The sequence below is a fragment of the Synechococcus sp. WH 7805 genome (assembly GCF_000153285.1).
Taxonomy (GTDB): Bacteria; Cyanobacteriota; Cyanobacteriia; order PCC-6307; family Cyanobiaceae; genus Synechococcus_C.
On the sequence record NZ_CH724168.1, the window covers coordinates 1,206,780 to 1,220,591 of the forward strand.

At 60.5% G+C, this 13,812-nt stretch carries 9 protein-coding genes and 1 tRNA gene; 5 read left to right on the forward strand and 5 right to left on the reverse strand.

Annotated features, from left to right (window positions below):
- Positions 1–91: 91 nt before the first annotated feature.
- Positions 92–3,229, forward strand: coding sequence for an efflux RND transporter permease subunit (locus WH7805_RS06600; protein WP_006042243.1), 3,138 nt, complete (start codon positions 92–94; stop codon positions 3,227–3,229).
- On the opposite strand, the gene WH7805_RS06605 is transcribed toward WH7805_RS06600, so the two are convergent.
- A complete protein-coding gene (locus WH7805_RS06605) occupies positions 3,226–3,531 on the reverse strand; it encodes a hypothetical protein (RefSeq protein ID WP_006042244.1) in 306 nt (101 codons plus the stop codon). The genes WH7805_RS06600 and WH7805_RS06605 overlap by 4 nt on opposite strands.
- A 158-nt stretch (positions 3,532–3,689) precedes the next feature.
- On the opposite strand from WH7805_RS06605, the gene WH7805_RS06610 reads away from it, so the two are divergent.
- Complete coding sequence (locus WH7805_RS06610; RefSeq protein ID WP_006042245.1) at positions 3,690–4,616, forward strand: hypothetical protein; 927 nt, start codon at positions 3,690–3,692, stop codon at positions 4,614–4,616.
- An 84-nt stretch (positions 4,617–4,700) separates the two neighbouring features.
- On the opposite strand, the gene psaB is transcribed toward WH7805_RS06610, so the two are convergent.
- Genes psaB through WH7805_RS06625 form a run of 3 tightly spaced genes read right to left on the reverse strand, consistent with a single transcriptional unit; the run spans position 4,701 to position 9,458 of the window.
- The gene (psaB, locus tag WH7805_RS06615) at positions 4,701–6,917 is read right to left on the reverse strand and encodes a photosystem I core protein PsaB (RefSeq protein ID WP_006042246.1); all 2,217 of its coding nucleotides are present in this window, start codon (positions 6,915–6,917) and stop codon (positions 4,701–4,703) included.
- 22 nt (positions 6,918–6,939) lie between these two features.
- Positions 6,940–9,243, reverse strand: coding sequence for a photosystem I core protein PsaA (gene psaA, locus WH7805_RS06620; protein WP_006042247.1), 2,304 nt, complete (start codon positions 9,241–9,243; stop codon positions 6,940–6,942).
- Positions 9,240–9,458, reverse strand: a complete 219-nt coding sequence (locus WH7805_RS06625) for a hypothetical protein (RefSeq protein WP_006042248.1) — start codon at positions 9,456–9,458, stop codon at positions 9,240–9,242. Before WH7805_RS06625 ends, psaA begins: the two co-directional genes overlap by 4 nt.
- A gap of 201 nt (positions 9,459–9,659) precedes the next feature.
- Here WH7805_RS06625 and WH7805_RS06630 point away from each other — a divergent pair, with 201 nt between their 5' ends.
- Positions 9,660–10,940 (forward strand): hypothetical protein, encoded by a 1,281-nt coding sequence (locus WH7805_RS06630; protein WP_006042249.1) that lies wholly within the window; start codon positions 9,660–9,662, stop codon positions 10,938–10,940.
- Positions 10,941–11,129: 189 nt separating this feature from the next.
- Positions 11,130–12,809: a precorrin-3B C(17)-methyltransferase gene (gene cobJ / locus WH7805_RS06635; protein ID WP_006042250.1), complete on the forward strand. Its 1,680-nt coding sequence runs from the start codon at positions 11,130–11,132 to the stop codon at positions 12,807–12,809.
- A gap of 15 nt (positions 12,810–12,824) precedes the next feature.
- On the opposite strand, the gene WH7805_RS06640 is transcribed toward cobJ, so the two are convergent.
- Positions 12,825–12,898 (reverse strand) — tRNA-Pro (locus WH7805_RS06640).
- Positions 12,899–12,916: 18 nt separating this feature from the next.
- On the opposite strand from WH7805_RS06640, the gene lipA reads away from it, so the two are divergent.
- Positions 12,917–13,795: a lipoyl synthase gene (lipA, locus tag WH7805_RS06645; RefSeq protein WP_006042251.1), complete on the forward strand. Its 879-nt coding sequence runs from the start codon at positions 12,917–12,919 to the stop codon at positions 13,793–13,795.
- The last annotated feature ends 17 nt before the right edge of the window (positions 13,796–13,812 follow it).

Below are 13,812 nucleotides of genomic sequence, written 5' to 3' on the forward strand. Positions count from 1 at the left end.
CACTTCAAACTGCAATGCCCCGAATGCTCCTCAATGGCGCATTCGGGGCATTCTGCTGTCAAGATCTTGACGCTTCTGAACCACTGCCGCCTTGCGGTCCATCTCCCAGCCGTTCCTGCGGCGGCCTGTGTTCACCGTCGTCTGCAGCTTGCTTGTGCTGCTGGCAGGCTCCGTTGCACTGGTGGGCCTCGGCCTTGAAGACCTTCCACAGCTAGCACCAACTCGAGTGAGTGTGAGCGCCTCGTTCCCAGCGGCAAGTCCGGAAGTGGTGGAGCAGAGCGTCACGGCCGTTCTCGAAAAACAGCTCAATGGTCTGGAAGGGCTTGAGAGCATGACGTCCAGCAGCCGTCAAGGCGGTGCCAGCCTCAGCCTGCGCTTCGAATCGGGCGATCCCGAGCTGAACGCGATCAAGGTTCAGAACGAGGTGAACCTGGCAAGCAGGCGACTTCCTCAGGCTGTGACACGCCAAGGCCTGAACGTGAACCGTTCGACTGATGACCTCCTCCTGATTCTCGGATTCAGTGCTCCTCCAGGCCTCTACGAACCGATCTTCATCGGCGGCTGGCTCGATCAAAACCTGCAGGAGGCACTGAAAGCAACACCTGGTGTCGGCGACATCCGCGTGTTCGGCAGCAGCGAATTGGCCTTCCGACTCTGGCTTGATCCCAACCGTCTGGAGTTGTTCAACCTCTCCACCAACGACATCACCGCAGCACTGGCAGAGCAGAACGTGCTGGCCGCGGTAGGGAGTCTGGGCGCGGCTCCAGCGCCGGCCGGACAGCTGTTCAGCCTTCCCATCGACGCCGAAGGACGGCTCCGCAATCAAGCGGACTTTGAAGCCATGGTGGTCAAGCGCACTGAGGCGGGAGGCCTTGTGCGCCTGAAGGATGTCGGACGAGTCGAACTGGGCCAGCGCGCTTACGGCAGCAGCACCCTGAACCTTGAGGGGAACAGCTCTGTTGCGGTGGGCATTTTCCAGAGAGACGGTGCAAACGCCTTGCAGGTGAGCCGGGCTGTGATGGATGAGCTGACGCGCCTGGAGAGAAGTTTTCCTCCAGGCCTAACCATGCAGGTGATTGTGGATGTGGCCGAAACCGTACAAGCCAACCTGGATCGCACCACCGCCACACTTCGCGATGCGGTGGTGCTGGTGCTTGTGGTGCTTGTGCTGTTCCTTGGACGCTGGCGACTGGCGCTGATCCCTGGCATCGCGGTTCCCGTTGCCCTAATTGGCAGTCTGATCGTGGTACGACTGAGCGGATCGAATCTCAACAGCCTGATCCTGTTCGGACTGGTGCTCGCCACTGGCATCGTGGTTGATGACGCCATCGTGGTTAGCGAGGACATCGCAGGGCGGATCGAAGAGGGGGCTGAACCGCAGGGTGCAGCAGAGGATGCCATGGCCGAACTGGCAGGGGCAGTGGTCGCCACATCCCTCGTCCTGGCCGCTGTGTTCCTCCCGGTGTTGCTGATACCAGGATCCATCGGTCGCCTCTATCAACCGATTGCTCTGGCCATCAGCGGGGCCATCTTGTTCTCCACATTCAACGCCCTCACCTTCACCCCCATGGCCTGTGCGCGGGCGCTTGGTTCAGGGAGCGGCCGCTTACCCGCGCCGATAAAACGCATCAGCCAGATGCTTCGCCATGGGATGCATCGCCTGCAGAGCTGGTATGGCAAAGCCCTGGCTCTCTGGCTCCCTCGAGGACGCATCGTTCTGGGCCTGATCCTGACGGGCTTGATGTTGACGGGTATCGGACTGGCAACGATTCCCACATCCTTCATCCCTAATGAAGATCAGGGTCAAGTGCGGGGTTATTTCACCCTGCCTGAAGGCGCCAGCCTTGAGCGCACCGAAGCGGTGATGGAACGCATCCGTCAGGTGATCGCAGAGGATCCATTGATCCGCAGCGGCAACTTCTATGCCGGCCGTTCGTTCGGCCAGAGCGGAGAAGACCGGGGTGCGTTTTATCTGCGCCTGGCCCCCCTGAAGGAACGACCGGGACGCGAGAACAGCAGCGAAGCCGTGAAGAAACGCCTGAACAAGGCCCTCAGGCAACAAATCACGGATGCGAGGGTGATTGTCACCACACCCCCCACGGTGCGGGGATTCAGTAGCGAATCAGGTCTGCAGTTGGAACTTCTAGACCGCAGTGGTGGCCAGCTCAGTCTTCAGGACTTCGAAGCCCAGGCCCAACGGTTCATTCGATCAGCACGGGAGTCTGGCCGCTTCCAGCGGGTGAGCACCCGGTTTGATGCCAGTTCACCGCGATGGCGCCTCGAGATTGACAGAAGCCAGATGGCAGCTCTCGACCTGCCGGTGGGGCCGACCCTTCGCGACATCGGAACGGCCATCGGCGGCCGCTATATCGATGACACGTTCGAAGGCGGGCAGATCCGCAATATCTACGTTCAGCTGGAGGGATCCGACCGAAGCACACCTGGTGACCTGACCAGCCTGATGGTGCGCAATCGCAGCGGCGAACTGGTATCGGTGGCCAACGTTGTGACGTTGAAACGGGATTCCGGCGCCAACAGCATCACCCATTACAACCAGAACCGCTCGATCAGCATCACCGCCGTGCCGATCGATGCTGTGAGCAGTGGACAGGCGATCGACTTACTCCAAGCCCTGAGCGATCGCACAGGCGGAACCAATCTGGCCCTCACCTTCACGGGACTGGCCAAAGAAGAGACACGGGCAGAAACCGTGACCTGGGTGCTGTTTGCCCTAGGCCTCTCGGTGGTTTACCTCCTGTTGGCCGGGCTGTACGAAAGTTTCCTCGACCCTCTGATCATCCTGCTCACTGTGCCCATGGCCTTGCTCGGGGCCTTGATCGGCTTGAAGCTGCGGGGCCTCACTCTGGATGTCTATGCCCAGATGGGACTGCTCGTTCTGGTGAGCCTGGCGGCCAAGAACGGAATTCTGATCGTGGAGTTCGCCAATCAACGCCTCGAGCAAGGCATCGCCCTACTGGAGGCGATCGAAGAAGCCGCCATCAATCGGATGCGGCCAATTCTCCTCACCGCAGTCACCTCGCTGGCAGGCTTCCTGCCCCTGCTTCTGGCCAGCGGAAGCGGATCAGCCAGCCGGATCAGCATTGGAACAGTGGTCTTCAGTGGGCTGCTGGTCTCCACGCTGCTGTCTCTGTTCGTGATTCCTGCGATCTATTTACAGCTCAAACGCTGGCGTGGCGTGGGGCCATCCATGCCGGAACTGGATGGTTAGCAGGGTTCAAACTGATCATTCAGGGCCGGACCACCCGTCGGCGGGACGGCACAGGTCCCCCTCCCATTTGCAACGGCCACGTCCATCACGACAACTGGTGCTGGTGTCCTGCTCATAGAGGCACGCAAGGCCGACGCAGAGTGAGTCGAGCGAGAAGCCTCCGAAGACTGAACGCGCTCCTGAATCTCCAGCTGCGCCAGATCAATGCGCTGGCTTGGCACGATCTGCATCATGACGTTGTAACCGGTCGCTGCAGCTGAGAGCAGAAGCACAAGTTCAAGACGGGGGGGGAGTGTTGGCATGGTCTCGGCCCTGGGGAACGGAAGGGATGTATCAGTTCAGCGCCGGAAACCCGAATAAAGGTGACTAAGCCTCAACGAAAACATGACGCGGTGCATACCAAAGCCAGATCGACCGGTCCGTAATGTGGAATTTCTCTTAATACTTGAGTGATGAGCGCATGGTGAGCAGTGCGACCAAACGAGGCGCCTCATCGGAGCAAGCGCAATTTTTCTCATACGGAGAAGCGGCCGATCCGATTCGCAGCGGCCTGACAGAGCTGGTGCCCTATCGGTGCTTCTCGCCTGACTTCTTCCAGGAACCTGGCAGCGCGGTACTGCCACTGGATCTGAGTGACGCACTGGGCTGCTCGGGCCCAGCAACTGGCCCCTCCCTCTGCGCCAATTTCATTCGCCTGGATCAAGGTGAATTACGAACCGCCGCAGTGGCCACCAGCCAGCTGTTCTTCGTGGCAGATGGCCGTGGTGAAACCACAGCATGCGGTCAACGCTTCGCTTGGAGCAAAGGCGACATGCTTGTGCTGCCTGCCGGTGGTGACGCCATTCACACCAGCTGTGATCGGGCTGCGATGTACTGGGTGCACGATGCCCCCCTGCTGAGACATCTGGGGGTCGCACCGAGCCAAGCTCGCTTCGAACCAACCTTCTACAGCCATCAGGACAGTCAGCAGAAGCTCGCTGAGATCGCTGGCAGCCCTAGTGGTGCGAGGGCCAACCGAGTGAGTGTGCTTCTCGGGAACAGCTCATTTCCCCAGTCACGCACGGTGAGCCACACCCTCTGGGCCATGCTCGGCATTCTTCCGGCGAACCAGGAGCAGATGCCCCACCGGCATCAGTCCATCGCCTTGGACTTCGCAGTGGCTTGTGAACCCGGCTGCTACACCCTGATTGGGACAAAGCTCGATGAACAGGGACGGATCATCAACCCGCATCGGGAGGACTGGGTCCCAGGTGCAGCCTTCGTCACTCCACCGGGCTACTGGCATTCCCATCACAACGAATCCGGTGCGGACGCATACGTGCTGCCGATCCAGGATGCTGGACTGCATACCTATCTGCGCACGCTCGACATCCGTTTCAGCGGCTGATTGCCATAAAAAAATCCCGTCCGGAGAACCGGACGGGAACGAACATGAGGAACGACTGCTGACTTCAGAAGCAGCTCTTTTGGATCAACCGAACTTGCCAGAGGTCGAGGCGATCAGGAATGCGGCATACGTGAGGATGTAGCCGATCGTGAAGTGGGCGAGACCCACAACACGGGCCTGAACGATGGAGAGCGCAACAGGCTTGTCACGCCAGCCAACAAGGTTGGCCAGAGGCGTGCGCTGGTGAGCCCAGACGATGGTCTCGATCAGCTCCTGCCAATAACCACGCCAGGAGATCAGGAACATGAAACCGGTGGCCCACACCAGGTGACCGAACAGGAACATCCAGGCCCAGACGGCAAGGTTGTTGCTGCCGAATGGGTTGTAACCGTTGATCAGCTGGGAGGAATTGAGCCAGAGGTAATCGCGGAACCAGCCCATCAGGTAGGTGCTGGATTCGTTGAACTGAGCCACGTTGCCCTGCCAGATGGCGAGGTGCTTCCAGTGCCAGTAGAAGGTGACCCAACCCACGGTGTTCAATGCCCAGAAGACAGCCAGATAGAAGGCGTCCCAGGCTGAGATGTCGCAGGTGCCTCCACGACCGGGGCCGTCGCAGGGGAAGGAATAGCCGAAGTCCTTCTTATCGGGCATCAGCTTGGACCCACGTGCATCCAGTGCACCCTTCACAAGGATCAGGGTGGTGGTGTGCAGTCCTAGAGCGATGGCGTGGTGAACAAGGAAGTCACCAGGGCCGATGGGCAGGAACAGATCATTGCTGCCGCGCACACCGTTAATGGCGTCCATCCAGCCACCCATGTAGGCAGCATTGGCATTGGCTGCAACACCACCGGAATTGGCGAGCAGAACGTCGAAGCCATAGATCGCCTTACCGGACGCGGCTTGAACGAACTGAGCGAAGACGGGCTCCACCAGGATCTGCTTCTCGGGGGTACCGAAAGCCACGACCACATCGTTGTGAACGTACAGGCCGAGGGTGTGGAAACCGAGGAAGAGAGAGACCCAGCTCAGGTGGCTGATGATCGCTTCCTTGTGCTCGAGCATCCGAGCCAGGACGTTGTCCTTGTTGGCTTCGGGGTCATAGTCACGGATGAAGAAGATCGCACCGTGAGCAAAGGCACCGCACATCAAGAAGATGGCGATGTACTGGTGATGGGTGTACAGCGCGGCTTGGGTTGTGTAGTCCTTCGCGATGAAGGCATACGACGGCATCGCATACATGTGCTGAGCCACCAGAGAGGTGACAACGCCAAGGGATGCGAGGGCCAGACCGAGCTGGAAGTGCAGGCTGTTGTTGATGGTGTCGTAAAGACCCTTATGGCCTGCGCCCAGATCTCCAGGGGTTCCCTGAGGGGGGTTGTGGGCTTCGAGGATCTCGCGGATGGAGTGACCGATGCCGAAATTCGTCCGATACATGTGGCCAGCGATCACGAAGATCACGCCGATGGCCAGATGGTGATGGGCGATGTCGGTGAGCCAGAGAGCCTCGGTCTGAGGGTGGAAACCACCCAGGAAGGTGAGGATCGCGGTGCCGGATCCTTCTGAGGTTCCGAACACCTGGCCCATGGTGTCGGGATTCTGGGCATACACACCCCAGTTGCCGGTGAAGAAGGGTCCCAGACCGGCGGGGTGGGGCATCACGTTGAGGAAGTTGTCCCAACCAACGTGCTGACCGCGGGACTCAGGAATCGCCACGTGAACCAGGTGACCGGTCCAGGCGATGGAGCTGAAGCCGAAGAGAACAGCCAGGTGGTGGTTCAGGCGGGATTCCGCGTTTTTGAACCAAGCCAGAGAGGGGCGGAACTTGGGCTGGAGGTGAAGCCAACCGGCGAACAGGGCCCAAGCTGACAGGATCATCATGAAGATGGAGCCCTGATACAGCTCGGCATTGGTGGTCATGCCGATTGTGTAGAACCAGTGATACAAGCCCGAGTAGGCGATGTTCACCGGGGAGGAAGCACCCGCTTGGGTGAAGGCGTCAATGGCACCTTGACCGAAGTGGGGGTCCCAGATTGCGTGAGCGATGGGGCGCACGTGCAGAGGGTCGGCGACCCACTGCTCGAAGTTGCCCTGCCAGGCGATGTGGAACAGGTTGCCCGAAACCCACAGGCCGATGATCGCGAGATGGCCGAAATGGGTGGAGAAGAGCTTTTGGTAAAGCTTCTCCTCCGTCATTCCGTCATGGCTCTCGAAGTCGTGAGCCGTGGCGATCCCGTACCAGATGCGGCGGGTTGTCGGGTCCTGTGCCAGACCCTGGCTGAACGAAGGAAATTTCGTTGCCATTAGAGGGAAAGGTCAGGAGAGGTCAGCCGACCACAAGGATGTGGGCGTGGAAGAAGGCCCATGTGGTCGCAATGCCGCCCAAGAGGTAATGAGCGACACCCACGGCACGGCCCTGGGTGATGGACAGCGCACGGGGCTGGATGGCCGGGGCCACCTTCAGCTTGTTGTGAGCCCAGACGATGGACTCGATCAGCTCCTGCCAGTAGCCGCGGCCGCTGAACAGGAACATGAGGCTGAAGGCCCAGACGAAGTGAGCACCAAGGAACATCAGGCCATAGGCGCTGGTGTTGGAGCCGTAGCTGTTGATCACCTGAGCGGCCTGAGCCCACAGGAAGTCACGCAGCCAGCCATTGATGGTGATGGCGCTGTTGGCGAAATTGCCGTTGGTGATGTGCTGCACGGAACCGTCAGCATTCACCGTTCCCCAGACATCGCTCTGCATCTTCCAAGAGAAGTGGAAGATCACGATGGACAGGGAGTTGTACATCCAGAACAGACCCAGGAACACGTGGTCCCATGCGGACACCTGGCAGGTGCCACCACGGCCGGGGCCGTCACAGGGGAAACGGAAGCCGAGGTTGGCCTTGTCAGGGATGAGGCGGGAGTTACGGGCGTAGAGCACACCCTTAAGCAGGATCAACACCGTCACGTGAATCGTGAAGGCGTGGATGTGGTGCACCATGAAATCGGCGGTGCCCAGGGGGATCGGCGCTGCGGCGACCTTGCCGCCAACGGCAACGACAGATCCATTGAACACCTCGCTCACACCCGCAAGGGCGTTGGGAGCGGTGGTGCCGGCAGCAGCGGCATGCAGACCCTGAATCCATTGTGCGAACACAGGCTTCAGCTGAATTGCTGAATCACTGAACATGTCCTGGGGACGCCCCAGAGCACGCATGGTGTCGTTGTGGATGTAGAGGCCGAAGCTATGGAAGCCAAGCCAGATGCACACCCAGTTGAGGTGGCTGATCAAGGCATCGCGAGCTTTCAAAACCCTGTCCAGCACGTTGTCGACATGCTTGGCAGGGTCGTAATCGCGGATCATCGCGATAGCGGCGTGAGCTGCAGCACCGACGATCAGGAAGCCACCAATCCACATGTGATGGGTGAACAAACCGATCTGAGTCGGATAGTCGATTGACATGTAGGCGTAGGGAGGCATCGCATACATGTGCTGAGCCACGATGATGCTCAGGGAGCCGAGCATGGCGAGGTTCACAGCCAGCTGGGCGTGCCAGCTCGTGGTCATGAACTCGAACAGACCGTCATGGCCCTTCGTGGCAGGGAACAGCAGGGGATCACCCTTCTGTCCTTCGAGAATCTCCTTGATGGAGTGACCGATGCCCCAGTTCGTGCGGTACATGTGACCGGCGACGATGAACAGCACCGCGATCGCAAGATGGTGATGAGCGATATCGCTCATCCACATGCTGCCGGTGACTGGGTTCAGACCACCCTTGAAGGTGAGAAAATCGCTGTAGGCAGCCCAGTTACCCGAGAAGAAAGCACCGATACCGGCACCAAATCCTGGATACAGCTGCGCCAGCAGATCCTGATTGAAGAATTCATGCGGCAGGGGAATGTCCGCCACAGAAGCGATGGTCTTGCCATTAAGCACCAGCGGCTGGCCGGCGTCGATGGCATCCATCAGCTTGGTGGTGGGCAGGGACACATGGAGAAGGTGACCTGTCCAGGACAGTGACCCGAGGCCGAGCAGTCCAGCGAGGTGGTGGTTGAGCATCGACTCAACGTTCTGGAACCACTCCAGCTTTGGAGCTGCTTTGTGATAGTGGAAAACGCCTGCATTGAGCATCAGGCCAGCCATCACCAGAGCGCCGATGGCAAGAGACATCAGCTGCGTTTCGTTGGTGATGCCCCAGGCACGCCAAACATGGAAGAGACCTGAGGTGATCTGGATGCCCTGGAAACCGGCACCCATATCGCCGTTGAGGATCTCCTGGCCGAACACCGGCCACACCACCTGAGCGCTGGGCTTCACGTGGGTGGGGTCGGCAAGCCAACCGGAGAAGTTGGAGAAGCGGGCTCCATGGAAGAAAGCGCCGCTCAGCCAGATGAAGATGACGGCCAGATGGCCGAAGTGAGCACTGAAGATCTTCCGAGAGACCTCCTCAAGGTCACTCGTGTGGCTGTCGAAATCGTGAGCATTGGCGTGGAGGTTCCAAACCCAGGTGGTGGTTTTGGGACCTTTCGCGAGAGCACGGTCGAAGTGTCCGGGCTTGCCGAACAGCTCAAAGGTTGCTGGATTGTCAACCTTTTCGACCTGAGTCTTCGCGGTGCTCCCACGCTCTGGTGGGCTGATGGTCATCGAGTCGTTCCTCGAGGGACGGGATCGAGGTGGTGGGCCACCCCTCCGATGAACAAATGTTCACCGGGGCCACGAACGCAGCTCCGCAGAGCGTCACCACGTCCGGGCGCCAATGGCGCCAGGGGCGCAAACCCCTGACGACCACTGGAGCGCTGGGCCCCAAAGAGGGGACCGCTGGCGGAAGCATAGGAGCGCAGATGCACAGAAGACCCCATTGAGTTACAAAGGTTCAATCCGGCTGTGCGCCTGTCTGGGCCTGACATCTTCACGCAGCTCGCTATCAACAGAAAGGTACAATTCACACTAAAAATTATTCACGCAAGGGCAAATAAATCCCACTAAATAACACAGACGACACCAAATCTCCCTGGTCCCGGCATGAGCATTCAGAATGATCTGAACTCGGATATGCCCCCATGACGGCTTCGGGCCGATTTCAATTCCGTCTCCGCTGGATCACTGCCCTCATTTGCATCCTGGTGCTGGTCACCAATGCAAAGCCTGCTTCGGCCTGGGGATGGGGACGGATAGGGGCCATGGACGCAGGGTCCGCGAGGGATCCCGTGAATCCCACTGCCCCAGCCGGGCGCCTACAGGAAGTGGCTCCTCCAGGCGGGGTACAGCAGCTACAAGCAGCACTCTCTGACCGTCACCCTCAGTTAAAACTGATCAGCCCGGCCGATGGCACGGTGCTCCAGCCCGGCCAACAAACCCTGGAGCTGCAGGTGAGCGACTGGCCATTAGCGAAAGATCCTGAGCTCGGCCTGGGAGCCCATGTGGCGCTGCAGATCGATGATCAGCCCCCGCTTCGATTCAGCGAAGCTGGAAACGGACGCCTACACATTCAATTTCCAGCGCTCACACCGGGCAGCCATCGTTTCACTGCCTATGCAGCCACGCCCTGGGGGGAAGCAGTGAAAGCCCCGGGAGCCAGCCTGCAATGGCGGTTTGATCAGCTTCAGGGGCTTGCAGACACTCAGCCAGCTCCGGATTCCCCCTGGCTTGCCATGGTCAGCCCGGCAGACCTTGGCAGCGGGGAACCGCTTCTTCTGGACTGGCTGATTTGGAACGCGCCGCTGCAGAACCTGCGCGAAGGAGACGGTCGATGGAGGCTCCGGATCTCCGTCAACGGAGACAGTTTCCTGGTCGACCGACAGGATGCCCTCTGGATCAAGGGCAGCGGCAGCGGTCACGGACTCGTTCAGATGGAACTGCTGAATGGCCTGGGTGAGCCAATGAGCCCTGTGTTCAACAACCAACTCCGGGCGATTCCCCACAGCTCCGGATCCAGTCCCATCTGGATGCAATCCCGGCTCAGCGACGAGCAGGTCTCCCGCCTGCTGGGAGACATTGTCATGAAGGAAGAATCGCCCACCCCTGAGCAGGCAGCACAAGCGGTGCTCTCTGATGAGCCGGAGCCGGAACCCGCAACAGAACCGCAGGTTGCTCAGGAACCAGTCGCGCTCGAGCCCATGGTCGAGCGCATCAAGGAAGCGACCGTCCCGGAAGCCACCTCTGCAGAAAATCCAAGTTCAGAAGAGGCATACCCCGAAAAAGCCGCCCCCGAGGACGTACCCCCCATCGCCCAAAGCGCCCCTGAACCACCGCCGCAACAGGAAACACCGCAGGTAGCACCATCCAGCAGCCTGGGAGGATCAGCAAGGGAGCTGTTGAACGCTGATGGCACCCAGCGCTGACCATCCGAGGCTGCAATTCTGAACGACACGTCTTTCCGATCAAGCTCTGGTGCTGCATCGCTGGCCATCGGACTCTCACGGAGCGCATGGCCGCTGCTTCAGCGCCTTTCACACCAGGGCCTGAGCGATCGCGTCGCGCTGTCCCCCGGTGCCGCAGCATCACTCCCACACTGCCCAGATTCAGTTCTGGTGGCGACAGCCAGTGACCTTTTGCAGACCAACTGGATCGAGGGCAGACGGCTGATTGTGGTCGGAGCTCTGGGAGCCGTCACCCGACTGATAGCCCCTCTTCTCAAAGACAAGGAGAGTGATCCGGCCGTTCTGGTACTCGATGCCCAGGGTCTGCAGGTGGTCCCTCTGTTGGGAGGACATCGAGCCGGAGGGGAACAACTGGCCAGGGATCTCGCAGCAGCGCTTGGAGGCACCGCTGTGATCACCGGTGATGCAGCCACTCAAGGGCGGCTTGCGCTGGACTCCTTCGGAGAGATCTGGGGGTTTCGGCGCAGTGGCGATGCCGATGCCTGGCGCCGGTTGATGATCCACCAGGCCAAGGGACGTCCGATTGCGGTGAGGCAGCAAAGCGGCAGTGAACACTGGCGTGCTTGTGCCTCAGCCAGCACCTTGGCGTTCACCTCAGGGGCGGATGGCACGTCCGAGCTGGCGATTGGTCCTTGGATTGAAGCCGCACCCTGTCGCTGGCATCCGGCCACCTTGTGGCTGGGCATCGGCTGCGAACGCAACACGAGCCATTGCCTGATCGAACGAGCCGTTCATCAAGCACTGGAGAACGCAGGGCTGGCCGCCGAAGCTGTCGCTGGCTTCGGCAGCATTGACGCCAAAAGCGATGAGCCGGCGTTACTCACCCTGGCGCAGGAATTCGACTGGAGATTTCGGCTGTTCAGCGCATCAGCCCTCGCGGAAGTGCCGGTGCCTACACCTTCGGCCGTGGTTGAAGCCGAGATGGGCACAGCATCCGTAGCGGAAGCCGCGGCTCTGCTGGCCGCTGGCGAGGATGCCCAGCTCTTGCAGACCAAACGCATCCTCCATGCAGGGCCTGAGGAACAGGGCGCTGTCACCGTGGCGATCGCCGAAGCAGCGCAGCCCTTTGCACCGCAACGGGGAGAACTGCATCTCATCGGCAGCGGCCCTGGGGATCTCAGCCTGCTCACCCCCGATGCCCGCCGCACGCTGAGCCGCTGCGCGGTCTGGGTGGGCTACGGGCTTTACCTAGATCTTCTCGAACCGCTTCGCCGCCAGGATCAGGTCCGCCTAGACGGTCAACTCACCCGCGAACGGGACCGTTGCCAGCAAGCTCTGTCCCTTGCTCAGCAGGGAGCCAAAGTGGCGCTGGTGTCATCTGGCGACAGTGGCATTTATGGCATGGCCGGGCTAGCCCTCGAGCTCTGGATGGAGCTGGCTGATTGCTCTCGTCCCTTATTCGAGGTGCATCCCGGGCTCTCCGCCCTTCAACTCGCGGCGGCCCGGGCGGGGGCTCCGCTGATGCATGACTTCTGCACCATCAGCCTCAGCGATCGCCTCACACCGTGGCCTGTGATTGAACAACGGTTGCACGCCGCAGCCACCGGCGACTTCGTGGTGGCTCTGTATAACCCACGATCGAAAGGCCGCGACTGGCAGCTGCAACGGGCCCAGGAGATTCTTCTGGGCCATCGTCCCGATCACACCCCGGTGGTGATGGCGCGTCAACTGGGCCGCGCGGAAGAACAGGTGACCCTCCATTGCCTCAACGCTCTGCCCGTCAACAGCGTGGACATGCTCACGGTGCTGGTGATCGGCAACAGCAGCAGCACCATGGAAGGCGGGCGAATGGTGACACCAAGGGGGTACCCGGGAGCCGAACTCAGATGATGGGATCGCGTGCAGTCGGGATGACAGGATTCGAACCTGCGGCCCCTTCGTCCCGAACGAAGTGCGCTACCAAGCTGCGCTACATCCCGATGAATCGACTGTAGAAGATGACATCCGCCTTGAAACCCGAGTGGTTGCGCGTGAAAGCGCCGCAGCGGGAGCGCATCGGTGCTGTTGCCGATCTTCTGCTCGACCTGAAGCTGAACACGGTCTGCCAGGAGGCCAGCTGCCCCAACATCGGCGAGTGCTTCGCCGGCGGCACCGCCACCTTTCTGATCATGGGGCCAGGCTGCACCCGCGCCTGCCCTTACTGCGACATCGACTTCGACAAGAGTGTCCGTGCGCTCGACCCCACCGAGCCGGAGCGGCTCGGGGTAGCGGTGGCGCGTTTGGGTCTGAAGCATGTGGTGATCACCTCGGTGAACCGCGACGACCTGCCGGATGGGGGAGCCTCCCAGTTCGTGGCCTGCATCGAACAAGTGAAGCAACGCTCTCCGCTCACCACGATCGAGCTGCTGATTCCCGACTTCTGCGGCAACTGGGAGGCCCTGGCCACAGTGATGGCGGCAGCACCCCATGTGCTCAACCACAACATCGAAACCGTGCCACGGATGTACCGCCTGGCTCGCCCCCAGGGCATCTACGAGCGCTCCCTGGAGCTGCTGAAGCGGGTCCGCGACGACTGGCCCAGGGCTTACAGCAAATCAGGACTGATGGTGGGCCTGGGGGAGAGCGACGAGGAAGTGATCAGCACCCTGCGGGATCTGCGCGACCATCGGGTGGACATCGTCACCATCGGCCAATACCTCTCCCCAGGCCCCAAGCACCTGGCTGTGGAACGTTTCGTGACCCCTGAGCAGTTCGACACCTACCGCCGCATCGGCGAAGAGGAACTGGGCTTTCTGCAGGTGGTGAGCACCCCCCTGACCCGCAGCAGCTATCACGCCGGCGAGGTGCAGCGGCTCATGCAACAACACGCTCGCTGAGAATCTCTGATTTACAA